We start from the raw sequence: 24639 nt of genomic DNA on the forward strand, positions 1-24639 counted from the left end.
GCGGGGCAGTTCCCTCAAGGGAATTCCGTCGATCGGCCCCGGCCGTTGCGTGTACGGTTCCCGTATCGGCGTCGAAGCGTGGCGCCCGTACCCCGAACCGGCGGGACATCCGGATACACACATGTATGTGGGGACTCTGTCCTTCGACCTGCTCCTCGGCGACGTCCACTCGCTGAAGGAGAAACGCTCTCTCGTCCGTCCGATCGTGGCCGAGCTCCAGCGCAAGTACGCGGTGAGCGTGGCGGAGACGGGCAACCAGAACCTCCATCGCAGGGCCGAGATCGGGCTCGCGATGGTCTCCGGGGACACGGGACACCTCACCGACGTACTGGACCGCTGCGAGCGGCTGGTCGCCGGGCGGCCCGAGGTGGAACTGCTCTCGGTTCGACGCAGGCTCCACAGCGACGAAGACTGAAGCAACAAGAAAGACTTAAGGAGACGGACCAGTGGCCGACAACGCGCGCGCCAAGAGGCTGGCGGACCTCATCCGAGAGGTGGTGGCCCAGAAGCTGCAGCGCGGGATCAAGGACCCGCGGCTCGGCTCGCACGTCACCATCACGGACACCCGGGTCACCGGGGACCTGAGGGAGGCGACCGTCTTCTACACGGTGTACGGGGACGACGAGGAGCGGGCGGCCGCGGCCGCCGGCCTGGAGAGCGCCAAGGGCGTGCTCCGTTCCGCGGTCGGCGCGGCGGCGGGCGTGAAGTTCACGCCGACGCTCACCTTCGTGGCGGACGCTCTGCCGGACACCGCCAAGACCATCGAGGACCTTCTCGACAAGGCGCGGCAGTCCGACGAGAAGGTGCGCGAGGTCTCGGCCGGCGCCACCTACGCCGGCGATGCCGACCCGTACAAGAAGCCGGGTGAAGACGAGGACGACACCGCCGAATGACCCAGAAGAACCGGACGCCCGACGGGCTTGTCATCGTCGACAAGCCGTCGGGCTTCACTTCGCACGACGTGGTCGCCAAGATGCGCGGCATCGCCCGCACCCGCCGTGTCGGGCACGCCGGCACCCTCGACCCCATGGCGACGGGCGTGCTCGTCCTCGGCGTCGAGAAGGCCACCAAGCTTCTCGGTCACCTTGCGCTGACCGAGAAGGAGTACCTGGGGACGATCCGCCTCGGGCAGACGACCCTGACCGACGACGCAGAGGGCGAGATCACGGGGTCGGTCGACGCCTCGAAGGTCACCCGTGAGGCCGTCGACGCCGGGATCGCCAAGCTCACCGGCGACATCATGCAGGTGCCTTCCAAGGTCAGCGCCATCAAGATCGACGGGGTGCGCTCGTACAAGCGGGCACGGGACGGCGAGGACTTCGAGATCCCCGCCCGGCCCGTCACCGTCTCGTCCTTCGCGGTGTACGACGTACGGGACGCGGTCGCCGAGGACGGCACCCCGGTGCTGGACCTGGTGGTTTCCGTCGTCTGCTCCTCCGGCACCTACATCCGGGCCCTGGCCCGCGACCTGGGCGCCGACCTGGGCGTGGGCGGTCACCTCACCGCCCTGCGCCGCACGCGCGTGGGCCCGTACAAGCTGGACACCGCGAAGACGCTGGACCAGCTGCAGCAGGAACTCACCGTGATGCCGATCGCCGAAGCGGCCACGGCCGCGTTCCCGCGCTGGGACGTGGACGCCAAGCGGGCCCGGCTGCTCATCAATGGCGTACGGCTGGAGATGCCCGAGGTGTACGCGGGCGGCGGCCCGGTGGCCGTCTTCGACCCCGAGGGGCACTTCCTCGCGCTTGTCGAGGAACAGAAGGGCAAGGCGAAGAGCCTGGCTGTTTTCGGCTAGGCGCTCCGCTGGTTGTGCCGCGATAGGTCGTTTGTTGGCTGCGGCGCCGTTGTGGCTGGTCGCGCCCGCGCGGCGGAGCCGCCAATCGATACAGCCCCGCGCCCCTTTAGGGGCGCTGCCGGACCGCAGAGTACTTTGCCCGTGGAGCGGCGATCACGGGGTTGTGCCGCCGCTCCACGGTCCCCCCTCGGTTCCCCCACCCCTAGGGTGTATCCACCGACCCCCGCCTGTTCACCCGTCCGGGCAGGCGCTCGGAGTGAACCGAGGGAGCGGAAGGGGGCGCGTTCGCCAAGCGATCTGTCCCGCTGATCACCGCGCGCCTAACGTCGAACCAAGGGCACAGTTGTACGGCGGGGAGGCTCGAACATGGCGGGACGGGGCCCGCGGACCGGGGGCGCACACCGGCCGGCGGAGGATGCACGGACCGGGCGTACCGGTGCCGCAGACGCAACCGCCCGTGACGACGCCCTGGTCCGCATCCACGACCTGGCCGGCCGCCCCCGCGGCACCGGCTTCGTGGCCGACCACCACGGCACCGTCATCACCAGCCACGAGGCCGTCGACGGTCTGCCCAGGCTCGTCCTGCACGCCGCCGGCGACCGCACCTGCCTCGTGACCGCGGACGCCGTGACCCCGCTGCCCGACCTGGACCTGGCCCTCGTCCGCACCGAGGGCCTCGGCGTGGACCCGCTGCCCGTCACAGTGCGGGACAGGGTCGGGACGGGCACGTACGTGCAGATCGCCGCCGGCTGCTGGCGCGAGGCGCGGGTGCTCGGCGCGACCTCCGTGACGTACGCGGCGACGGACCGTTTCCATCTCCTCGACGAAGCACTGGAGTTGGCGATCGGCACGGCCGGCCGGGACGCGCTGCGGCTGGGCGGCGGGGCGGCCGGGGGACCGGTGCTGGACGCCGAAACCGGCGCCGTAGTCGCCGTTCTCGGAGCCGCGCTCCAGTGCGGCCACCGCGACGTCGGCTTCGCCGTCCCGCTCCGGCCCGCACCGGGGCGCTCCGCTGGGAGTGCCGCGATGGGCAGTCGATCGTCCGCGGCGCCGTCGTGGCCGGTCGCGCCCCGCGGCGGAGCCGCATGTCGATACGGTCCCGCGCCCCTTCAGGGCGCTGCCGAACCGCAGCGGACTTCACCCGACCCGCGGAGCGGCCCGCTCGCCGACCTGCTGGCCCGCAACGCGGCGACGGTGCCCGGATACGGAGCCGACCTCAACCTGGCCGGCGTACTGGAGCTGACGGCCACATCGGTGGCGCAGGACGGCCCGCCGGGGACGCTGGAGGGCTACGTGGGCCGGACGGGCGTCGACTCGGTCGAGCCGGTCGAACGGGCCGCCACGGCAAGGGAGTTCGCCGAATTCGTGCGCGGCCCGGCCGCCGTCCTCGGCCTCGTCGGGGCACCGGGCAGCGGCCGTACGACGGAACTCGCGTCCCTCGCCGCCCGCCGCAACCGCGGCGCCGAACCGGCCCCCACCCTGTGGCTGCGCGGCGCCGACCTGAGGGACGACGACACATCGGTCGCGGACGCGGCCCGCCGGGCAGTGACCCGGGCGGCACGGATCGTCGCGGCGGCACAATCCACCTGCGCGGCCGACCTCGGCGACACCGGCCCGAACCGCTTGGCCCACGTCGCCCGCGCGGCAGACCGCCCCCTGCTCCTCCTCCTGGACGGCCCCGAGGAGATGCCGCCCGTCCTGGCCGACCGCCTGCGGGAGTGGGCCGAGGGGACGGACGAGTGGCTGCGGGAGACGGGAGCGCGGCTGGTGGTGGCGTGCAGGCCGGAGTACTGGGAGGTCTTTTCAGCCCGTCCGGAGTTCGGGTCTTCAGCCCGTCCGGCGTTTGAGGACGAGGCCCCTTCAGGGCCGAAGCGGGGGTCTGGGGGCGGCAGCCCCCAGGGGACGGGAATGGGTAGGGGCGGCGGGGGCGACATTCCCTGCGTGCGCCTCGGCGACTTGACGGAGGACGAGGCCCGCAAGGCCCGCGCGCGATACCGCATCCCCGAGGGCACCTTGGAAGATCCCGACGCCCGCCATCCCCTCACCCTCCGCCTCCTCTCAGAGGTCCGCGCGGCCCTCCAGGACGCCCCCCACGCACGCGTGGACCGCAACGAGGTCCTCTCGGCCCACCTCGACCTGATGTGCCTGCGCATCGCCGTCCGGCTGGCCGCCGAGAACGGCTTGCGCGGCGCCGCGGTACGCCGTCTCGCCGCGAAGGTCTCCGGCCAGGTCCACGAGGCCGCCCGCCGCAGCCTCGGCCCCGGACAGGGCGAGCTGGACCGGAAGACGTTCGAGGCGGTGTTCCCCTGGGGGCCGGCCCCGGCGAAGCTGGGCGGCGGTACCGGCTGGGCGTCCGCCGTCCTCACCGAGGGCCTGCTCGTCCCCGCCGGCAGCGGCTACCGCTTCGCCCACGAGGAACTCGCCGACTGGCTCCAGGGCATGCACCTCGACCTGGACGAGGCCCTGCGCGCCCTGGTCCACCACCGCCAGGCCCCGGACGACGCCCCCTCCCTTCCCGTGCCGCACCACCGCATCGGCCCCGTCGTAGAGGCCCTGCTGCTTCTCGCCCGACAGTACGGAACCGCCCAACTCGCCGTCCGCCTTGAGGAGTTGGCAAACGTTCTGGACGCGGACCCGGACTCCTGGTGGCCCGCCCGTCTCCTCGTCGAAACCCTGGTGCGGGTACCGGACGCCACGCCGTACCTGGCCGTCCTGCGGCGGCTCGCCGACCGGCTCGTGGCGGCACGCCGGGACGACCGCCCGAGCCCGCGGGAGACGGACGGCGATCCCCGTCCGGCCCCCGCTGCCCCGGCGGATGGCTTCGGCCCCGACTTCTGGACCGCCCTGCCGATCCCGCAGTCCGAACGCCTCGACCTGCTCCGTCACCTGCTCCGCGCCGACGGCCCGCCGCAGGACACCGGCCCTCGTTTCCTGGACGCCGTCTCCCGTCTCCTCGCCGCCGACCCCACCGCCGTACAACCGCTCCTCACCCGCTGGTTCGACGACGACCGCCCGCTCCCCGCAACCCCGCACGCAACCGTCGCCAAGGCCGCGCAGGCGCTGCTGCACACCCACCGGCACCTCGCCCTGGACGACCTGACCGAGGTGCTCGTCGAGAGTGCGCACCCCAGGGCGGACGAATTGCTCGCCGTGCTGGCGGAGGACGAACCGTCGACGGTCTGCCGGGCCGTCGACCGGTGGGCGCACGACGAGCGGCCCGGGCGGCGGGTGGCGGCGATGGCGTACGGCCTGCGCGCCGCCCCGCACGTCCGCACGGCGGCCGACCGTGAACTGCTGCGCTACGCGGCCCTGGCCCTGCTCGCCCGTCCCGACGACTGCACCCTGCACGGCGGCGCGCTCGCCCTCCTCGTACGCGATCCACGCACGCGTGCCCGCCATCTCCCGCAGGCGCTGCGGCAGTTCGCGGCCGGTGACCCGCACTTCCCGCCGAGCGCACTGGTCGCCGCTCTGACCACGCACCCGGAACCGGTCCTCGACGCCTTCCGCGAGCGGCTGCGCAGGCCGGACCCCGGGCAGGCCCTGCGCACGCTCGCCGACGTCACCACGCCCCCGCTGGCGCGCAGGGTCGCCGTGCTCGTACGGGAGGCGGTGGAGCGGTGCCCGGAGACCGTCGCCGACATGGCCGCGTACGTCGACCGGCGGCTCGACCAGGGACCGGAGGCCCGGGCCGTGCTCTTCCCGCTGGTCACCGGTCTCCTCGACGGCGGCTCGGAGGAGGTGCGGGCCGCGCTCGCCGCCGTACTCGCCACTCCCGGCATCCCCGCCTCCCGCCTCCTGCGCCGCGAACTCCTCGACTTCCTGCTGGGCCACGAACACTCCCCAGCCGTCCTGGACGCCCTACTGCACGCCACGGCCCTGTGCGGCGGCGACGACGTACGCGAACTCGTGCACCGCACCGGCCTGCTCCTCGTCCGCACCCCGGACGGAGCGGCCCGTTTCGACCGCACCCTGGTCGACCTGGCCAGGCAGGTCCCCGGCTTCGCCGCGCGTATGGCGGGCTGGCTGACCGAGGCCCCGCAGACCTGGGCCGCGGTGGTGGGCCCGAGCACCCGCCGGATGATCGAGAACCTGGCAGGCGTCCACGTGCCCGCCTGAGCAGCGCCCCAAGCAGGCCGGGCGAAGTCCGCTGAGGCTCGGCCGCGCCCCTAAAGGGGCGCGGGGAACTGCGCGACCAGCCACGACGACGCCGCAGTCGGTCTCCGTCATATCGTGGCAATTCCCGCGGAGCGCTTAGCGTCGGGTCACAGCCCCCATGCCGATGCGGGCCGACCGCGCCCGGCATGGCACCCTTAGACCTGCGTAAGAGGTCGGTAGACACGGACACGGGTTCGAGGAGCGGTCACAGTGCAGCGCTGGCGTGGCTTGGAGGACATCCCCGAGGACTGGGGGCGCAGCGTCGTCACCATCGGTTCCTACGACGGGGTCCACCGCGGGCACCAGCTGATCATCCGGCATGCCGTGGACCGCGCCCGTGAGCTGGGCGTGCCCTCCGTGGTCGTCACCTTCGACCCGCACCCCAGCGAGGTCGTCCGCCCCGGCAGCCACCCGCCGCTGCTGGCCCCGCACCACCGCCGCGCCGAACTCATGGCGGACCTGGGCGTGGACGCGGTCCTGATCCTGTCCTTCACCAAGGAGTTCTCGAGGCTGTCCGCGGCGGACTTCGTCGTCAAGGTCCTGGCCGACAGGCTGCACGCCAAGGCGGTCGTCGAGGGCCCGAACTTCCGCTTCGGCCACAAGGCCGCGGGGAACGTCGAGTTCCTCGTCGAGCAGGGCAAGGTCTACGACTTCGAGGTCGAGGTCGTCGACCTGTATGTGACCGGCGAGGCGGGCGGCGGCGAGCCGTTCTCCTCCACCCTCACCCGGCGCCTGGTCGCCGAGGGCGACGTCGAGGGCGCCGCGGAGATCCTCGGCCGTCCGCACCGCGTGGAGGGCATCGTCGTACGAGGCGCTCAGCGCGGCCGTGAGCTGGGCTTCCCGACCGCAAACGTCGAGACCCTGCCGCACACCGCGATCCCGGCCGACGGCGTGTACGCCGGCTGGCTGCAGGTCGAGGGCGAGGCGATGCCGGCCGCGATCTCCGTCGGCACGAACCCGCAGTTCGACGGCACGGAGCGCACGGTGGAGGCGTACGCCATCGACCGCGTGGGCCTCGACCTGTACGGCCTGCACGTGGCCGTCGACTTCCTGGCCTACGTCCGCGGCCAGGCCAAGTTCGACTCCCTGGAGGCTCTGCTGGAGCAGATGGCCGAGGACGTGAAGCGGTGCCGCGAGCTGGTGGCGGCCGCCGAATAGCCGTTCCTGCGGTCGTTCCTGAGCCGATCCCAAGTCGTTCCTACGACGCCGAAGGGCGGCCGGTGCCTCGGAGCACCGGCCGCCCTTCGTTGTTGCCGTCCTAGCTACTGCTGCGTCCAGCCGGGCGGCATGGCGCCCGGCTGCGGCGGCTGGCCCTGCTGCGGGTCCTGGGGCGGCTGCTGCTGCCACCCCTGGCCCGGTGCCGGCTGCTGCGGGGGCTGCTGCCAGCCCTGCCCCGGCTGGGGGGCGCCGCCGGGCTGGCCGTAGGGCTGCTGCGGCTGTTGCTGCTGCTGCGGAGGCGCGTACCCCTGCTGGGGCTGCTGCTGGTACTGCATGTTCGGGTTGCCGAAGCCCTGCTGCGTACGGGACATGTCCTCGGCGATGATGGCCGCGAGATCGAAGTAGGCCTCGCGGGTCTTGGGACGCATCATCTCCAGGTCCACCTCGGCGCCCGCCGCGAGGTGTTCGTCGAAGGGGATCACGACGACGGCGCGGCAGCGGGTCTCGAAGTGCGCGACGATGTCCTCCACCTTGATCATCTTGCCCGTCTCGCGGACACCGGAGATCACGGTGACCGACCGCTGGACGAGATCGGCGAAGCCGTTCGCGGACAGCCAGTCGAGGGTGGTCGAGGCGCTGCTCGCACCGTCCACCGACGGGGTGGAAATGATGATCAACTGGTCGGCGAGGTCGAGGACTCCGCGCATCGCGCTGTAGAGCAGACCGGTACCCGAGTCGGTGAGGATGATCGGGTACTGCCGGCCGAGCACGTCCAGCGCGCTGCGGTAGTCCTGGTCGTTGAAGGTGGTGGAGACCGCCGGGTCCACGTCGTTGGCGATGATCTCGAGGCCCGAGGGCGCCTGCGAGGTGAAGCGGCGGATGTCCATGTAGCTGTTCAGCGACGGGATCGCCTGGACCAGGTCACGGATGGTGGCGCCGGTCTCGCGCCGCACCCGTCGGCCGAGCGTGCCGGCGTCCGGGTTGGCGTCGATCGCGAGGATCTTGTCCTGGCGCTCGGTGGCGAGCGTGGCACCGAGCGACATGGTCGTCGTGGTCTTGCCGACGCCGCCCTTGAGGCTGATCACCGCGATCCGATAGCAGGACATCACCGGAGTGCGGATCAGCCCCAGCTTCCGGTCCCGCTCCGCCTGCTCCTTCTTGGCGCCGAGCTTGAAGCGGGAGGGGCCCTGGTTGTTCTTGCGGGCCTTGGGCTGGTTGCGCAGCAGCCGGTCGGAGGAGAGCTCCACGGCGGCGTTGTAGCCGAGCGGAGTTCCCGGCGCGGCTTGCTGCTGCTGGGGAGCACCGGGTCCGGCCTGGGGGCCGGGCGGGGCGGTCCAGCCCTGGTTGCCGTACGCGGCGGGCTGCTGGGGCGCCTGCGGCTGCGGCTGCTGCGGTGCCTGCTGTGGGGGCTGGGCGGCCGGAGGCTGCTGCTGCGGTGCTGGCTGCGGCTGCTGCGGCTGGCCGGGCTGGGGGTAGCCGTAGCCCGGCTGCTGGGGCGGGTAGCCGTAACCGGCCTGCTCGGGCTGCGGCGGGTAGCCGTATCCGGCGGGCTGCGGCTGACCGGGGTGGGGCTGCTGCGGTGCGGGCTGCTGCGGGGGCTGGGCGGTCTGGGGCGCCTGGGGCGGGTAGCCGTATCCGGCGGCCTGCGGCTGCGGCTGACCGGGCTGCGGCTGGGGCTGCGCCGCCTGGCGCGGGTCGGCCGGTGCGGGCTGGCCGCCCTGCGCCGGGTATCCGGGCTGCGGCTGGGCCGGGCCGAACGTGCCCTGGGGCGGGGTCTGGTGGGCCGGGTATCCGGGCTGCGGCTGGGCGGGGGGCTGGCCCGGGGTCTGGGGGTAGCCGTATGCGGCTGCCGCCTGCGGGTCCGGCTGCCCGGCATGCGGAGGCATCCCCTGGCCGGGGTGTGCGGGCGCGAAGCCCTGCGGCAGCGGGGGAAGTCCCGGGGCGCCCTGGGGCGGTGCGGGGGTCTGCCCGGTGGGCTGCGCCTGCGGCGGCTGTGCCTGAGCGACGGGCGGGGGTACGGGAGCGGCGGGCGCTGCCGGTGCTTCCGGCTCTGCTTCCGCAGGCGCCGGCGCGGCCTCGGTGTCGGCCTGCGCGGGGGAGTCCCCCTCGGCACCGGCCACGGACCCGGCGGAGTCACCCGCCTCCGGCTCGTCGTCGTGTGTTGCCTCCGGCTCCACGTCGTCGTCGCCACCGCCGAAGAGCAGTGCCGCCTCGGCGTCGGCGGCGGCATGGTTGAGCTCGACCTCCGGCTGCTCGGGCGCCGGCGGTACGGGGGCGGGCTGTTCGGGGGCGGGCTGTTCGGGGGCAGCCGCAGCCGGGACGCCCGCCGCGGGGGTGGCGGACTGGGACGGGCCGCCCTGGGCGTCCTCGTCGACCGGGCGCAGCACGGGGAAGCCGGGCGCGGCGGCCGACGGCTGGGCGGGCGCGGGCTGCTGGGGCGCGGCGGGCGGCGGCGGGGCGGGGGTCTGGTGCTGGGGCGCACCGAAACCGCCCGAGGTGTCCTGGCTCGACTGGGGCGGCGCACCGGCTCCCGCCTGCTGGGGGTAGCCGTACCCGCCGGGCTGCGCCGCGGGGGCGGTGCCCTGCGTGCCCTGCTGCGGCGGGAATCCGTAGCCACCCGTGTCCTGAACGGGAGCGGCCGGAGCGGGCTGCGAGGGCTGTGCGGGCTGCTGCGGTGCGGCCTGGGCGGGCGGTTGTGCCGGTGCGGGGGCGGGCGGTGCGGGACGCTGCGGTGTGACGCCTGGCGGCCCCGTGGGCGCTCCGATGGGCGGCCCGCTGGGCGGTGGTGGCGAAGCCGGCGCGTTCTGCTGGCCGCCGGACGGGGAGCCACCCTGCGTGCTTTGGGCGTACCAGGCGGGGGGCTCGTAGACGATTTCGAACTCGCCGGTGAGATCCACCTCGTGATCGTCCCCGTCCGAGGAAGGGCTCCCGCCGTTGTACTCGGACCGATCCCTGTTCACTGCTTGCCTCCTGGTCAGCCACTGCTGCTGAGCTGGTCGTCGTCGCGGCCGTGCGGACCGAGTGGCGAGTCCCACGCGGCTGCGATCGTCACCGCACCACCAGAAGCCTAATCACTCGCATGGCGGGACGGAAAAGCCCCCATGGGCGGGAACTCAACAGCCACGCGGGTGCGGCCGGTTCGCACCGTTCGCACCCTTCCCCCGATGACGACGACGCGTCAGTCCATCCGTCGGGCCACGCCGAGCAGGCCCGTCTCCGCATCCGTGGGGTCGGTCATGACGAACTTGTGGTGCTTGCGGGTGCACCACAGGGCGGCACCGTCGTGCAGCGTCGGCAGGTGCTGCAGATGCTCGTTCGGGACGCCGAGGGTGTCGCGTACGACCTCGGTCTCGTGCGGCGAGATGCGCTGGATCCCGACCAGCTGGGCCTGAGCCAGCCAACGCGGCGCGTGCTCGCTGACGTACGGCAGTACCGTCACGACGGCCTGCCACGCCACCGAGGTCACCCGCCCGCGCGGTGGGCGGACGCCACAGTCCCGGATCAGCACCACCGGACTCGACACGGACGGCCCCTGCGCGGGCACCCGCCCCACCGGATAGACCGTCACGCACTGCTGGCCGCCGCCCGCCGCCTGGGCCAGCTGCTGCCAGACCTGCGGACGGCCGGTCTCGACGCCCACGCGCGCGCCCGTCGCGGCGGCGCGCAGCGCCAGCACCTGGGCGAGCCACAGACCACCCACGAGGACGACGTCGAACGCTGTCGGCCGGGACAGGCCCAGCACGGCGGGTTGCGAGTCCGGGTCGGTGCCGATGAGTACGCCGTCGTCACCGATCGGCATGCTGATCGCCGCGAGCTCGTCTGCGGTGACGACATGCCGGTTGCGGCGCGGTCCGCGCAGCCCGAACCCCGGGCTGGCGATGCGCCGTTGCTGCTGCGGTGTCTCCGGCTGCCGGATGATCGGGATCATGCCGGTGTCGGTGGGGGAGGCCACGTGGGCCGGCGTCGTACGACCGGGGGTGCCGCCCTGCTGTCCCGGGGGCATGGTCTGAGCGGGGTAGGACATCAGTAGGTACCTCCGAGCGGCAGAGTGGCGAGGGCTCCGGGGACCTGTTCCCGGTCGAGGCGGACCAGACCTGCCTTCGCGGTACTCGCGGCCCGCTCCAACTCCCGTCCCACCTGGCCGAGTTCGCTGTCACCGCGGGCGGTGACACGGATGTGCCCGGTGAGCGAGACACCTCGGTTGCCGGCCTTGCTCAAGGTCATGCTGAAGGTCGTGGCGAGCACCGGCAGCGAGGTGAGCCGTGTGACCAGCTCGGGCAGCGCCACACCGCCCTGCCCCAACTGCGGCCAACGGGACACCCAGTACGTCGTGTGCCACCGGTCGTCGACCCGCCAGGTCTTCACTGCCTCGACCGTACGACGCTGGGGCGCCCGGCCTTCCTGAGCGCGCTGCGCGTTGGCCCGCGGGTTCAGACAGCTGGACGTCGCGAGCGCCTGCACCAGCTCGTTCTCGTCCAGGATGGTCGCCTTGAAACCGGCGCCGGCCAGTCGGCTCGACAGCTGGTCCGCCACCCGCAGCAACGCCTTCTGCGCCCCGGGAACACCGTCCCCGCGTGCCTGTACGGCCTCCGGGCACAGCTCCGGGTCGAGCTTGAGGGCGACCCAGGTGAGCCGCAGCGCGGGCGAGCCGACCGCCGCCTGCAGCGGGCCGTACGACCGCGCGGCGAGCGACTGCTGGGGCAGATGCGGCGCGGGCGCCGGCTGGGTGTGCTGCACGACCTGCGCGGAGGCGAGCCGGATCCCGTCGACCTCCAGGGCGTCCTGGACCAGCCTCAGCGGCAGCTGCCGATGGGCGGCGGCGGGGCGCAGCGGCTCGTCGGCCGGCTGCACGAAGAGGACGGCGGTCAGAAAGGTCCCGTCGCCGATCATGCCGATCTGCCGGTTGTCACGGGAGACGAAGCCATACGTCCTGAGGGCCGGGTCGCACTCCACGACCGGCGCCAGCATCGCGTCCGTCTCGGGCGGAACGGGCAGCTTGGCGTCGCGGCGGCGCTGGCGCAGGGCGCGCGTCGTCTCGTACCACTCGGGCAGCGGGCGCCGGGCCCGCCGCAGGACCGCCAGGAGCAGCAGCAGCGCCGCCACCACGCCGGCCGGAACCAGCAGCCACTTCACATCGGCGGCCCAGGCGGCGAGCATGACCGCCGCCGCGAGCTCCACCAGGATGAGCTGCTGCAGCCGCACCGGACCCAGCCCGCCGGGGCGGGGCAGCGTGCGCGGCGACGCGGCGACGGGGGCGGGTGCGGCCGGAGCGGCTGACGTACGTCTGCGGCCCGGACCACCCTCTTGCTGCGGTGCGCGGCGTCCGCGCCGAGTGCTCGTAGCGCTGGTCATCCCCCGGGACATCCCTTTCGCGAAATATGTGGCCGCTCACTCAGCCACTGACTGGGCCGCTCACTGGGCCCACAACATCCATGTGGGCGGCTCACGGTACCCGCTGCGGAACACGAGGCGACACACGGGACACCGAAACCCCAGGTGGCCAGCCTGTCACGGACCGACCCCCCATGGTGGGGCGCAGTGTTGAAGCTCTGTGAAGATGCAGGGTCGGCCGCCCACCTGGTGAACCGTCGCCGCGCGGCGCAGGGCATAGTAGGGGCCTGCGCGACTGGAGTGCCTTTGAAGTGCCCTTGAAGTGCCTTTCGAGCACGGGCGATTCGGGCGACTTCGGATTATTCGGGCGCAGTGGGATTGTGGCCTGCCGGGCACGATCGGGCGTCACCGCACGATCGAGATCGAGCAGTACGAACGAGCAGTACAAACGGGAGAAACGGGGACCATGGCCAAGCGTCAGGACGAGCTCGCCGCCTACAACTTCGCTCGCAAGCGCACCGTCGCGGCGTTCCTGGCACCGTCGCCGGGCGGCTCGGAGGAAGGCGCACCGCGTCCCATGCGCACGGTGACGCCCAGCCTGGCGCTCGGCGTCGTCCTGGTGATCGGCTTCATCGCCTACGGCGTGATCAAGCCGACGGCACCGGCGGGCTGGGACAAGGCCGGCGAGTACATCATCGTCGACAGCGACTCCACGACGCGCTACGTCGTCATCGACGACAAGACGTCGACCGGCAAGAAGGTCGCGACGCTGCACCCCGTCCTCAACTACGCCTCCGCCAAGCTCCTCCTCGACAAGGGCAAGGGCAGCGTCCTCGAGGTCCCCGGCAGCGAGATCGATAAGAGCAGCATCCCGCACGGCGCGACGATCGGTATCCCGTACGCCCCCGACCGGCTGCCTTCCGCGAGCGACGCGGAGAAGCCGAAGACTTGGGCGGTGTGCGAGCGGCCGGGCGCGGGGGGATCGGACAGTTCCATCGACCGCGCGGTGTTCGTCCTGGACGCAGACGACGCCAAGACGCTGGACAATCCCGGCAAGGTCGGCTCCGGCGAGGCCCTGTACGTCAAGGACAGCAAGACCCAGCGGGAATACCTGGTCGACGGCAAGGGCACCGCGTTCCTGCTGGGCGGCCAGACTGGCCTCGACAGCACCGGCATGGAAAGCCTGCGCTCCGCCGTCATCGGCAGCAGCAACAGGGCAGAGCCCCAGCTGGTGAGCACGGAGTGGCTGAAGACCCTGAACTTCGGCGGGGGAATCACGTTCCCGTCGGTCCCGAACGCCAACCAGCCGACGTCCGTCCAGGGGCTCCCCACCCAGGCGAGCACTGTGGGCCAGGTGCTCAAGGCGGAGGACGCGCAGGGGTGGGCGTACTACGTCGTCCTCAAGGACAAGGTCGCCGCCGTCTCGCCCTTCGTCGCCGCCCTGCTGGAGGCGTCGCCCTCCGCGACCGGCGGGAACGGGGCCGTCAAGGTCGACCGCCAGGTCGTCATCGCAGCCAACCACGGCGCGGCGGACAGCTTCTACGCCGACAAGGGGTGGCCCGAGCAGGTTCCGCGGCAGGCCAACCCCGCGACCACGGCGACCGGCCAGCCCCGTACAACTTCCTGCAGCGTCTACAACGGCACCTTCGGCGCGGACAAGAAGCCGCAGCTGGCCGCCTGGGCCGGAACGACGTACCCCAAGAAGGTCGTCTCCGACTCGGTGAGCGCCTATGTCTCGTCCGGCTCGGGCCTCCTCTTCAAGGAGCTCACCGGCGTGGCGGGCGGCGGCGGTGCGCAGTACCTGCTGACGGACACGGGCCTGCGGTACTCACTGCCGTCGAACAACGACAGCCAGGCGAAGGGAAGCGGCAGCGGTTCGACCTCGGCTTCATCCTCGTCGGACGGCTCGTCGCAGAGTGCTAGCGAAACGGACAAGGCGCGCACGCGGCTGGGCTACGGAGACATCACCAACATCGCGCTTGTGCCGCAGACTTGGGCGACATTCATCCCCAAGGGCCCGACGCTGGACACGGGTAGCGCGTCGCAGGAACAGAGCCAGTGACCGGATAACTCCGGTCGGCGGGTGGGCCGTTGGATCCGATGGTGGATCCGATGGCAACCGACGACCCGCCAACGGGCCCACGGGCGGGCGAACTTGAGCGCCCACAACCTGTTGATCACAACATGATCGCTCAAGTGTGTGAGCCGTGTAACTGATTGGTCTTGCCTGTGGATGTGCGACAGGCTGACGATAGAGTGTTTGCAGCGCTCAACGGTGCGAAGCTTCTCCGGGCACCAACGCAGGTTTCCCGGATCAACGACGACATGGGGGAAGGTTCAACATGGCCGGCCAGTTCCGGGTAACAGAGGACGAACTCACCAAGCTCTCCGGTGACATCAGCACCGCCAACGGCCAGCTGCAGGGCGAGATCCGCCGTCTGAACGGCGTCATCGAGCAGATCGCCGGCGGCTGGAAGGGCCAGGCGGCCACGTCCTACCACCAGCTCCAGGAGCGCTGGAACCAGGACGCGAAGAAGATGAGCGACATCCTCAACGACATCAAGGAAGCCGTGGACTCCACGCGGAGCAACTACTCCGCGTCGGAAGAGCAGCAGAACTCCGAGATCAGCAAGATCATGTCGGACTTCGGCTGAGCCGATTCCCTGGCTCGGACCGATCCACCGAGTCCACTGATCCTGATCGATCCCGAACGACTTCCTAACGACTCTTCCTGAAAGGGAATGACGATGTCGATCCTCGTCAATTACGCAACCATCACCAACGCCTCCACGGACGTGCGTACGACCGCCGGCCGCATCAAGCAGCAGCTCGACGACCTCGAGGCCGCGGTCAAGCGCGTCGCCTCCACCTGGGAAGGCGAGGCGCAGGAGGGCTACCAGCGCAAGCAGACCGAGTGGGACAAGACGGCCCAGGACCTGCACAACACCCTCCTGAAGATCTCGACGGCGCTGCAGAGCGCGGCCGAGTCCTACCAGGCCACGGAGAAGAGCAACGCCTCGACCTGGGGCTAAGCCGGTCGGCGACCTGAGGGACCGTAGGGACCTGAGATGAAGAGAATCGGCCCAGCCGACGCCACGGTGTCGACTGGGCCGAGCTCTGCTTCGGGGTCGTACACAGCAAATCCCGCAAACCTTCACATTCGTTTATTGGTACGTCCGTCACCGGTACGTCGAGGAAGCCCTGGGGGCCTGGACATGAGGGGCCTGAACGTGGAGGGCCACAAAGCCCGTTCGCGCAGCCGCAACGACCGCAACAGTGGAACCCGCGCACTGCAGCGGGTTTTTGGCGTGCTTGCGGTGACCGGCTTGTGCGCGGTGTCGGCACCGCCGGCATTCGCTTCCGACGGCCCTGCCTCCGGCGGCGCGAAGTTCGGCCTGGCCGCGAGCACGGAATGTGTCTTCAACGGCAACGTCATCAAGTCGACGCCGTGGTCACTCCAGCGGGTCCTCCTGGACCAGCTGTGGGGACAGGCGACGGGCAAGGGCGTGACGGTTGCGGTGATCGATACGGGGGTGGACGGTTCGAACCCTCAGCTGAGCGGTGCGATGGCCGGGGCCGGCAAGTCCTTCGTGGACGGCGCCGCGAACAAGGACATCGAGGGGCACGGCACTCGGGTGGCGGGCATCATCGCGGCTCGCCCGATGAAGGGCACGGGCTTCGAGGGAATCGCGCCGGACGCCAAGATCCTGTCTCTTCGCTACACGGGCGGGGAGAACAAGCAGGGCAACACGGGAACCATGGCCCAGGCGATCAATTACGCGGTCTCCCAGGGCGCGAAGATCATCAACATCTCCTCGGACACGGCCAGTAAGGAAGACAACGGGCCGCTGAGGAGCGCTGTGGCGGCAGCCGTGCAAAAGGGCGCCCTGATCGTGGCGGCCGCCGGCAACGACGGCGCCGACGGCAAGTCCGCGGACACGTACCCGGCTTCGTACCCGGGAGTCCTGGCGGTCGCCGCCTCCGACCGCAACGACGAACGCGCCTACTTCTCACAGGCGGGCGACTTCGTGGACGTCGCGGCACCGGGCGTCGACATGGTCTCGACGGTCCCGAAGGGCGGCCAGTGCTCGGCCGACGGGACGAGCTTTGCGGCGCCGTATGTCGCGGGGGTCGCGGCTCTGCTGAAGGAAAAGCACCCCGGCTGGAAGGCGTCCCAGATCGCCACGCGCATCGAGGAGACGGCTCAGCGCCCGAGCCGCGGCCCCAACCGCTACATCGGGTGGGGCGTGATCGACCCGGTGGCCGCGCTGTCGGACGACTCGACGCCGGGCACCTCGCCGACCCCGGACCCGGTGGTGAAGGCCGGGTCTGGCGGGGTTGTTCCCATGGCTGTGACCATGGGGGAGAGCGAGGCGGAACGGGAGCGCCGGACAGCCATTTATGTGCTGGGGACGGGGCTTGCGTTGGTTCTTGTGGTTGCGGGGAGTGGGGTGGCTGTGCGGGATTGGCGTAGTCGGAGGGATGGTCGTGTTGGGCGGGTTGGGTAGCTGGGGCTGCCGACCAAGTCGGCCGACTCGGGCGATGACTTGGGCACCTACTGGTGCTGACAACTTGAGTTACAGGGGAGAGGACAACGGGGTATGAGCAACGGGATGCGGGTTGATCTGAGCGCGCTGGATGAGGTCATCCGGAAGCTCTGGACGTTGCTGGACGACATGGACAAGGCGGGGCAGACATCTCGCTACAACACGGAGATCACGATGGCGGCGTTCGGGGGCAACTGCACGTTCCTGGAGGCGGGTGAGCTCTTCTCTGCTCACAAGGATGCCAAGAGTGACCTTGAGGGTGCGATCAAGGGACTGCACGACCTGATCGACAAGTTCGGCAAGAGCACCTCCAAGGTGAAAGACAAGTACACCGAGCAGGAGTACGCGAACAAGCACCAAATGGGTGGTGACTCCGGGGGCTCGAACGGCAAGTGGGACTAGTAGTCCGGATCGAGAATCACCTACGAGGAGGAGTTCAAAATGGCCGGTGACAAAGAGCAGCCAAAGCCAGTCCTTGAGCAGCCAATGTGCATTGCCGGGCGCCCCAAGACCAAGACTCAGTTCATCGACTACTCGCTGAAAGAGCTCAAGCAGATGCTTGAGGGCACCGATCCGGGCGCAATCGAGGAAACGGGTCGTCATTGGGGAAAGGTTAACGAGATCCTCGCCGGTGGCCAGGACGGGGGGATCGCCGGCGTGCTTGACAAGGCGGTCGACAATGTCTTGGAGCACTGGAGTGGTGATGCCGCCCAGGCCTTCGAGAAAGAGGCACGCAAGATCGCGCAGAGCATCCGGAATGCGGCTTGGCATGCGGATCTCAACAGCTCTCAAATGGCTGACGCCGGCACACAGTTGCGTACGTACAAGCAGCAACTGGACGACATCAAGGAACCCAGCACCCTGGACAAGATCGGTGACGGTCTTAGCGACTGGAGTTGGGACAACGGTGAAACGGTAGCCAAGGACCTCAATGACGGCAAGATGACCGCTGCCCAGATTGCGCAGAAAGATGAAGGAAAGATCGGCGCCAGCCGAGAGGCTCAGCTCAATGGCGTGGCTGTCATGGAGGACCTGGGTGCTCAATACATGCGGGTCACACGGAACTTGCAAAACAACCGTGCGTACCAAGATGACAAAGGGCACATCAAGGAGCCCACTGGCAACGTGGAGTACCCGCCTCCTGTAACTCCGAGCGGTGCTGGTGCGTCCCGACCAAGCGTCTCGGGGTCAGGTAGTAAACCGTGGAGCGCCGGTCCGACAACCAGCGTCAAGCCCGCACCCACAGTGCCCCGTGACCCGGGCATCACGGGAGGCACGCAGCTTCCCACGGCGAAGACGAATGTCCCCACGGCCGGGACGAACGTGGACAGTATCTCCCCAGGTTTGACGGGGACCGGTCCCGGCGTCGGCACGGGTGTGCCTAGCGGCGGGAGCGGCAACTTCGGCGCCAGTGGAGCTCAGGGCTCCGGCATCGTGGCTCCTGGCGGAACGTCTGGCCTAGGCGGCGGTGTCGGATTCGCGGGTGGTCGCGGTGGCATGACCGGTGCCGGCGCGGCAGGCCGCACTGCCGGAGGGCGAGCCGGTATGGGCGGTATGGGCGGCGGAGGCCTTGGCGCAGCTGGCCGAGGAGGTGCCAGCGCTGGCGGTCGTGGAGCTCTCGCGAGAGCCCGTGGCGGTGTGGTCGGTGCGGCCAAGGGAGTCGGCAAGGGTGCCGGTGGCGGTGCAGGCTTGCACGGCAGCCGGGGTGGAACGCAGGCCGGCGCAGCTGGCGGGGCGGGCGGCAAGGACCGCCGGAAGAAAGAGAACAACCAGGGCGACCGTCCCGACTACTTGGTTGAGGACGAAGAGACCTGGATCTCGGAAGAGGACCGCAACCGGAACGTACCGCGGACCATCGAGTAAGCGTACAAGTGGGGCTGGACGGAAAGTCATCGTCTGCCCATGTATAGGCTGGCACCCCCAGCCGTAGCTGTGAGTGAGGAGCAAGGAATTGGGTTTCAAGCAAGTCTGGTCCACGACAGGAGTTGTGGCGTTGACAGGCGCCTTGCTCCTCGCCTCAGCCCCGACTGCCTCGGCTGACTATGTCAGGGACCAACAGTGGGTCCTGGACGTATTTGCGATGAAAGACACCTGGGCAGTGACTCAGGGGCAAGGGGTGACTGTCGCAGTAGTCGATTCCGGCGTAGATGGCAGCCACCCTGATCTCACTGGTCAAGTCCTTAAGGGGAAGGATTTTACGGGCGGCGGGAATGCCCAAGATGATCTGGCCGGGCATGGCACGGGCATGGCAAGCATTATCGCTGCGCACGGCCATGGAGCGGGAAATTCCTCCGGCATGATTGGGCTTGCACCAAAGGCGAAGATCTTGCCGCTTCGCACCTACCAAAAGAAGAACGACAAGAATCCGGATGAGGCGTGGAGTGCCGCTGTTCGATATGCGGTTGACCAGGGCGCGAAAGTCGTGAACCTGTCTTTTGGTGCCGACGGCGGTAAGACTTCATCCGTCGGTCGTGACGCGATTGCATATGCAGAAGCGCACGATGTCGTAGTTGTTGCAGCCGCGGGAAATACTGGATCTGTCGCTATTGAGGAGCCAGCGGCACTTCCCGGCGTTGTTTCTGTCGGCGCCGTAGATAAAGAAGCAAATCGATGGAGTGGTTCTAACAGCGGCAAGGGGCTCACCTTGATGGCTCCTGGTGTCGAGGTCCTCTCTGCGGATACCACCGAATCCCCGAAATACAGCCTGTCTAACGGAACCTCGGATGCCACGGCCTTCGTATCTGCCACCGCTGCACTGGTTCGAGCGAAATATCCCAACCTCACAGCAGGTCAAGTAGTCAACCGTCTAATCAAGTCGGCATCGTTCCTTGGTCACAATGGGTTGAAGGCGCCTGACGAGGATTATGGCTACGGGATTATCCGCCCCCGCCAAGCGGTCACAATGGACATCCCTGCAGGCCCCAAGACGAATCCTCTCGGTCAGCTTCAGTCCTCCACCTCTACTTCAACCGAATCATCTAAGGCAACGGGCACCTCGACCCAGGCCAAAAAGAAGGACGCCTCTTCCGGCAGTATCCTCGTCATTGCCGGAGGAATTGCAGCCATCGTGGTAATCGGTGCAATCGTCCTCGTGGTAATCCGAAGCCGCCGCAAGGGTGGTAACGGTGGCCCTGGCTCGGGTGGTGGCGCCTCCTCTCAGTACGCGGGCTACCCGCCTGCCCAACAGCCTTACCCAAATTCAGCTCCCAACCAGGGGCACCCCACTGCTCCGGGTCAGTACCCGCAGCACCCCAACCCGTACAGCCAGCAACCCCCGCACCAAGGGCAGTAGGAGTAGCCCACCGTCCAGCGGCGGCGGGGATGTCTGGCCATCGCGGTCCTCCGCGGCACGCACAACGACGGCACAGCGAACCATCCCGAGAACAAGAATGGAACCTCCCCAATGGGCGCCATCGTCCTTCTCATCGGCGTTGCAGGTCTCGGAGCCCTGATTGCCGCCGTCACCGTCTTCGCCATTGCCCGTAGCCGCCGCAACTCGGGTAACGCAAGGCCCGCGAGCGGAACTTACCCACAGAACATGGGCTACCCGTCTCAGCAAGGGATGTATCCAATCCCTCAACAGCCCTACCCCACCGCGACATCCGACGAGGGGTACGGGTACCCCGCTCCCCCGGAACATTCACAGCAGAATCCCAACCCCTATGCCCAACAGCACCCGCGCCAGGGGCAGTAGAAAAATCTGGTTCGCATAAGGAGGCCCGGGTGATCAGTTGACTTCCCCGGGCGAAATGCATCCAGAGCCGAGCGGGGAGAAACCGGCTCATGGGGGACCACTTCAAGACGGACATCGGGCAACTCGAACAGTTCCTCACAGATCTGGAGAGATGCGTCGATGAGTTGAACGAAGCCCGGTCTGCCCAAGCCGGAACCTTCACGGCGTTCATCAGCAACCTCAAGACAGACAAACGCGGGTAGTCCCACGCGATCGATGGCGGGGGCTTGGTGGGCGGTACCTGCTGGGCCAGTGCGCCAGCAGCGACTCGATCAGGTCGAATTGTCACATCGGTCACGCTCAGCCAAAGCCTTCAATCAGATCGTTATCTGAGCTCCACAGGCGGGGTAGGCCTTGCGTCTGCGAAGGCCATAAGCTGTCGTGAGATTCGCGGGGGCGCCGGAAGGTGCGCGAGTGGCTGTAGTTGTGCCTCGCAGCAACCTGGGGTGCGGGTCAGTTGAGATGCGGGCTCTGTCCCGAAAGGGCCGGACCACCCATCGTGCTCCCTCGCAGTTTGACCTGTGAGAGGGAACCCATGTCTTACCCCCCGCCGCCGGGAAGCGGCAATCCGTACGGGCAGCCGCCCCCGCAGAGTGGTTGGCAGCCGCAACCGCCCCCGCCCCCGCAACAGCCCCCGCATTGGCAGGGGCAGGCCCCTGTGCCGCCCGTGCCTGCGGCACCGCCAGGGGTGGCTCCGGGCGCAGTTCCGGTCCAACCGGGGCCCTCTCAGTACGGTGCCTACTACCCGCCCGCTAGCCCCGTACCCCCGTTGCCCATGCCCCCGTCGGCGCCTTCCAGCGGAGGCCGCACCGCCCGGAAGGTCTTCGGGAGCCTAATGATCGTGTTCGGCCTGCTCGGCATGCTGGGCGGCGGGGCGCTGGCGGCGCACGCCTGGAGCAACCATCAGCTGCAGGTACCCAACGGCGTTTACGGTCCGGTTTTGTGGCGCAACGAGACCACCGAGTCGCTCTTCCCTGCGACCATCGGCAACCCGTCTGACTACAACGCCAAGGCGTCCGACAAGGACGCTGCCGAGTGGAACCGGATGGGCGTCTCCGAGGACACCTCGTGCTCTGCGGGGCTGTCCGGGGAGACCAAGGCAACCGCGAAGAAGCTGGGGTGCAGGGCCGTACTACGAGCCACGTACGTCGATCTCACCGGGGAGATGGTCGCCACCGTCGCGATCATCGTGCTGCCCCAGAGCGGCAACAGCGCGCAGGACATGGGCGAGTTTCTTGACGACCAGCAGTCCGAGGACGTCCCCGACGCCGCCGTCGTCCCGCTGACCGTCAAGAGCACCCTCGCCGCGAAGTGGCAGGCGAACCGGCGCAACGGCATGGGCGGCACCGGCCTCGGTGGGGACCTCCCCTACGCGGTCGCCGTCACTACCGGCGCCGTCGACGGCCGTACATCCTCCAACCTACCTGGCGACTTCGGGAGTTACGGCGGCAATGACTCCGACCGTCAGCCCTGGATGGACGCGGCCAAGGCCCTCAGCGAGACGTTCAAAGCCCACCTCACGTACCTGGAAAGGTGAGATCCGCGGTGAAGTTCAAGACCATTCGCGCGACCTGCGCCGCGGCCGCCCTCACCGGAGTGCTGTGCACGCTGGCCATCGCGCCTGCCCAGGCGGCCACGCCGGTCAGTTGGGAGAGCAGTGCGCTGGGGCTGCCCGCCGCGCAGGAGCTCAGCCAGGGCGCGGGCGTGACGGTCGCGGTGCTCGACAGCGGTGTCGTCGCTGATCATCCGGCCCTGAAGGGCCATGTGACCAGCGGGCCTGACTACCGCAAGGACGGACTGGAGGAAGGGGACCCGGATTGGGGCTACCACGGCACCGCCATGGCCTCCGACGTCCTCAAGGTCGCCCCGAAGGCCAGGATCCTCGCCGTGCGCGTCCTTTCCGACAAGGACAACGAGAAGGACGCGGCGAAGCGGATAAAGGAACTCAACGGCAAGCCCAGCCCAGTCGCGCAGGGCATCCGGTACGCCGTCGACCACGGCGCCGACATCATCTCCATGTCGCTCGGCAGCGCCGACGGGTTCGTCAACTACAGTGACGAGGACACCCAGGCCGTTGCTTACGCCCTGCGCCACGGCGTGACGCTGCTCGCCTCGGCCGGCAACTCCGGAGGCAAGCTCAACGACATCTCCTACCCGGCCGGTTACGCGGGCGTCATCGCAGTCGCCGCCACCCAACGGGGCGGCACCCGCGCCGACTTCTCCACCGTGCACACCTACAACGACGTGGCCGCGCCCGGCGTCGCCATCATGAGCGCCAAGAACACCGGCGGCTACGCGACCATCGACGGCACCTCGCCGGCCTGTGCGCTCGCCGCCGGGGTCGTGGCGCTCATGCATGCGAAGAACCCGAAACTGACCCCCGCGCAGGCGAACGACGTCCTGATCGCCACCACCCATCGCCCCGCGGGCGGTGGCAGCGCCGTGCTCGGATACGGCCCGATCAACGCCGCCGCGGCGGTGAAGGCCGCCGCCTCGCCTCCCAAGGACATGGCAGGGGCGGTGGCTTACAAGGGCAAGGAGCACCTGGGGACTCCGGATGGCACGCCGAAGACCAAGGATGCGCCGCTGGAGCAGAGTCTGTGGATGACGGGCCTGGTTGCTGCCGGACTGGGGCTGGCGTTTCTGCTCGGCGGTGTACTCCTTGCGCTGTCCGGTCGGCGCAAGATCTCGGCGGGAGCGGTCGGCATGGTGCAGCCTGAGGGGTCCTTCCCAGGCTGAGCTCTCGGTGAATTGCAGAAAGCTCCTGTTGACTGGAAGCCAGTTTGGCCTTCCGTTCAGCGGGAGCTTTCGCTCTTCATCGCAGCCTATTGGTCCAAAACGGCTGTGAATTCTGTAAATGTTGCACAAACGCCTGGCCCACGATTACGAGACCCTCGCCGCCAGCTCCAAGGTCATGATCCACGTCGCGTCGATCGACAACCTCACCAAGCGCATAACGGACGGGGCCGCACCCACCTGGCGAGGAACCTACAGTTCGGATCACCGACACAACCAGCGGGGAGCCATGGCGATCGACTCGTGCACCGTACAGCTCACCGGCCAGGAACCGTGCCCCGGCATCGAGGAGGCCCTCGGCTGGACGGACGCGTGGCAAGTCCGCCGGGGCGCCACCTGGCTGGTCACCCGGAGGGGCGAGGACGTCGCCGTGCGCCGAGCAGGGGTGGCGGAGGTGCCGGTGTTCTTCCCGGACCCCACCGGCGATTTGCGCGGCTACGCCAGTCCTGCGCCCGACGCCCGCGCCCTGGCGGTCTGCGGCGACGCGGAGCTCGCCGTCGTCGAGACGGACGGCACGATCCGCTGGAGCCACCTGCATGATCCGTGGTCTGCCGACGGCGGATCGGGTCGCGGAGCCTGCGCCTTCACCGCCGACGGTCGGCACGTCGTCGCCATCGCTCCCGGCATGGCGGCGGCCCCCGGCGAGTACCAGAGCGACCTGCTCGTCACGCTTGCCGCCGCCGACGGCACCGTCGTGGCCACCGCGCCGCTCACCGCGAAGTCCGGCATCTACGAGATCCGTCAGCCCCTCAACGGTCCCGACATCCTCCTGGTCTCCGCGGGCCAAGGTCAGGACGAGGCCCTCTCGTACGCCATCGCCCTCGATGGCGCGGCGCTTCGTATCGTCTCCCTCGACACCAAGGACGAGCCGATCACGGACCTGGACGAGGCCGCGGGGCAGGTACTGACTGCCGAGCGAGGCGGCGCCTGGATCACCTTGCACCGGCTCGGCCCCGACCTGGACCTTGCCACCTCCGGCCAGGTCCGGCTGGAAGACCTCGTTGGTGAAAACGAGGAACTGCGGTTCGTCGGCCGCCCGGTGTTCGTCGACGACTCCCTGTTCCTCGCCGCGATCGCGGAGGAGGAGTGGACCGAGGAATTCCGCCACTTCCTGATCGACACCC

17 protein-coding genes and 1 pseudogene are annotated in these 24639 nt (G+C 69.5%); 15 read left to right on the forward strand and 3 right to left on the reverse strand.

Features of this window, described 5'->3' with window-relative positions:
* Window positions 1-121: 121 nt before the first annotated feature.
* From P2Q00_RS31710 to P2Q00_RS31730, 5 genes are all read left to right on the forward strand, one after another.
* Window positions 122-415, forward strand: coding sequence for a DUF503 domain-containing protein (locus tag P2Q00_RS31710; RefSeq protein ID WP_275776755.1), 294 nt, complete (start codon window positions 122-124; stop codon window positions 413-415).
* A gap of 31 nt (window positions 416-446) precedes the next feature.
* Window positions 447-893: a 30S ribosome-binding factor RbfA gene (gene rbfA, locus P2Q00_RS31715; RefSeq protein ID WP_275776756.1), complete on the forward strand. Its 447-nt coding sequence runs from the start codon at window positions 447-449 to the stop codon at window positions 891-893.
* Complete coding sequence (truB, locus tag P2Q00_RS31720) at window positions 890-1795, forward strand: tRNA pseudouridine(55) synthase TruB (protein ID WP_275776757.1); 906 nt, start codon at window positions 890-892, stop codon at window positions 1793-1795. The genes rbfA and truB overlap by 4 nt, the downstream gene beginning before the upstream one ends.
* Window positions 1796-2161: 366 nt before the next feature.
* Window positions 2162-5911, forward strand: coding sequence for a trypsin-like peptidase domain-containing protein (locus tag P2Q00_RS31725; RefSeq protein ID WP_275776758.1), 3750 nt, complete (start codon window positions 2162-2164; stop codon window positions 5909-5911).
* 249 nt (window positions 5912-6160) lie between these two features.
* On the forward strand, window positions 6161-7108 hold the full coding sequence (locus tag P2Q00_RS31730) for a bifunctional riboflavin kinase/FAD synthetase (RefSeq protein WP_275776759.1): 948 nt from the start codon (window positions 6161-6163) through the stop codon (window positions 7106-7108).
* 104 nt (window positions 7109-7212) lie between these two features.
* On the opposite strand, the gene P2Q00_RS31735 is transcribed toward P2Q00_RS31730, so the two are convergent.
* The 3 genes from P2Q00_RS31735 to eccE all read right to left on the reverse strand — a co-directional run bounded on the left by P2Q00_RS31735 (window position 7213) and on the right by eccE (window position 12460).
* The gene (locus tag P2Q00_RS31735; RefSeq protein ID WP_275776761.1) at window positions 7213-10068 is read right to left on the reverse strand and encodes an SCO5717 family growth-regulating ATPase; all 2856 of its coding nucleotides are present in this window, start codon (window positions 10066-10068) and stop codon (window positions 7213-7215) included.
* A gap of 218 nt (window positions 10069-10286) precedes the next feature.
* Window positions 10287-11132, reverse strand: a complete 846-nt coding sequence (locus P2Q00_RS31740) for a hypothetical protein (RefSeq protein ID WP_275776763.1) — start codon at window positions 11130-11132, stop codon at window positions 10287-10289.
* The gene (eccE, locus tag P2Q00_RS31745) at window positions 11132-12460 is read right to left on the reverse strand and encodes a type VII secretion protein EccE (protein WP_275776765.1); all 1329 of its coding nucleotides are present in this window, start codon (window positions 12458-12460) and stop codon (window positions 11132-11134) included. The genes P2Q00_RS31740 and eccE overlap by 1 nt, the downstream gene beginning before the upstream one ends.
* 445 nt (window positions 12461-12905) lie before the next feature.
* Here eccE and eccB point away from each other — a divergent pair, with 445 nt between their 5' ends.
* The 10 genes and pseudogenes from eccB to P2Q00_RS31795 all read left to right on the forward strand — a co-directional run.
* Entirely contained in the window at window positions 12906-14501 is a 1596-nt protein-coding gene (eccB, locus tag P2Q00_RS31750; RefSeq protein WP_275776766.1) for a type VII secretion protein EccB, read from the forward strand.
* Window positions 14502-14781: 280 nt separating this feature from the next.
* Window positions 14782-15093, forward strand: a complete 312-nt coding sequence (locus tag P2Q00_RS31755) for a WXG100 family type VII secretion target (protein ID WP_030944974.1) — start codon at window positions 14782-14784, stop codon at window positions 15091-15093.
* Window positions 15094-15180: 87 nt separating this feature from the next.
* Window positions 15181-15471 carry a WXG100 family type VII secretion target gene (locus P2Q00_RS31760; RefSeq protein WP_275776768.1) on the forward strand — a complete coding sequence of 97 codons (291 nt, stop codon included), beginning with the start codon at window positions 15181-15183 and terminating at the stop codon, window positions 15469-15471.
* Between the two features lie 276 nt (window positions 15472-15747).
* The gene (gene mycP, locus P2Q00_RS31765; protein WP_425579606.1) at window positions 15748-16947 is read left to right on the forward strand and encodes a type VII secretion-associated serine protease mycosin; all 1200 of its coding nucleotides are present in this window, start codon (window positions 15748-15750) and stop codon (window positions 16945-16947) included.
* A 93-nt stretch (window positions 16948-17040) separates the two neighbouring features.
* Window positions 17041-17388, forward strand: a complete 348-nt coding sequence (locus P2Q00_RS31770) for a hypothetical protein (protein WP_275776771.1) — start codon at window positions 17041-17043, stop codon at window positions 17386-17388.
* 39 nt (window positions 17389-17427) lie between these two features.
* Window positions 17428-18849: a WXG100 family type VII secretion target gene (locus P2Q00_RS31775; protein ID WP_275776772.1), complete on the forward strand. Its 1422-nt coding sequence runs from the start codon at window positions 17428-17430 to the stop codon at window positions 18847-18849.
* An 88-nt stretch (window positions 18850-18937) separates the two neighbouring features.
* Window positions 18938-20278, forward strand: coding sequence for a type VII secretion-associated serine protease mycosin (gene mycP, locus P2Q00_RS31780; protein ID WP_275776774.1), 1341 nt, complete (start codon window positions 18938-18940; stop codon window positions 20276-20278).
* A 1276-nt stretch (window positions 20279-21554) separates the two neighbouring features.
* Window positions 21555-22256: a hypothetical protein gene (locus P2Q00_RS31785; protein WP_275776775.1), complete on the forward strand. Its 702-nt coding sequence runs from the start codon at window positions 21555-21557 to the stop codon at window positions 22254-22256.
* Window positions 22257-22264: 8 nt separating this feature from the next.
* On the forward strand, window positions 22265-23458 hold the full coding sequence (locus P2Q00_RS31790) for a S8 family peptidase (protein WP_275776776.1): 1194 nt from the start codon (window positions 22265-22267) through the stop codon (window positions 23456-23458).
* A gap of 118 nt (window positions 23459-23576) precedes the next feature.
* Window positions 23577-23711: pseudogene (locus tag P2Q00_RS31795) on the forward strand (IS5/IS1182 family transposase); the annotation flags it as partial.
* Window positions 23712-24639: the final 928 nt, after the last annotated feature.

The sequence above is a fragment of the Streptomyces coacervatus genome, from assembly GCF_029223485.1.
Lineage (GTDB): Bacteria > Actinomycetota > Actinomycetes > Streptomycetales > Streptomycetaceae > Streptomyces > Streptomyces coacervatus.

What these genes read in the sequence shown, in the direction of transcription:
- P2Q00_RS31710 (WP_275776755.1), top strand. Translation starts at nt 122, where the DNA reads ATGTATGTGGGGACTCTGTCCTTCGACCTGCTCCTCGGCGACGTCCAC.
- truB (WP_275776757.1), top strand. Translation starts at nt 890, where the DNA reads ATGACCCAGAAGAACCGGACGCCCGACGGGCTTGTCATCGTCGACAAG.
- P2Q00_RS31725 (WP_275776758.1), top strand. Translation starts at nt 2,162, where the DNA reads ATGGCGGGACGGGGCCCGCGGACCGGGGGCGCACACCGGCCGGCGGAG.
- P2Q00_RS31740 (WP_275776763.1), bottom strand. Translation starts at nt 11,132, where the DNA reads ATGTCCTACCCCGCTCAGACCATGCCCCCGGGACAGCAGGGCGGCACC.
- eccE (WP_275776765.1), bottom strand. Translation starts at nt 12,460, where the DNA reads ATGACCAGCGCTACGAGCACTCGGCGCGGACGCCGCGCACCGCAGCAA.
- eccB (WP_275776766.1), top strand. Translation starts at nt 12,906, where the DNA reads ATGGCCAAGCGTCAGGACGAGCTCGCCGCCTACAACTTCGCTCGCAAG.
- P2Q00_RS31755 (WP_030944974.1), top strand. Translation starts at nt 14,782, where the DNA reads ATGGCCGGCCAGTTCCGGGTAACAGAGGACGAACTCACCAAGCTCTCC.
- P2Q00_RS31760 (WP_275776768.1), top strand. Translation starts at nt 15,181, where the DNA reads ATGACGATGTCGATCCTCGTCAATTACGCAACCATCACCAACGCCTCC.
- P2Q00_RS31770 (WP_275776771.1), top strand. Translation starts at nt 17,041, where the DNA reads ATGAGCAACGGGATGCGGGTTGATCTGAGCGCGCTGGATGAGGTCATC.
- P2Q00_RS31775 (WP_275776772.1), top strand. Translation starts at nt 17,428, where the DNA reads ATGGCCGGTGACAAAGAGCAGCCAAAGCCAGTCCTTGAGCAGCCAATG.
- P2Q00_RS31785 (WP_275776775.1), top strand. Translation starts at nt 21,555, where the DNA reads ATGATCGTGTTCGGCCTGCTCGGCATGCTGGGCGGCGGGGCGCTGGCG.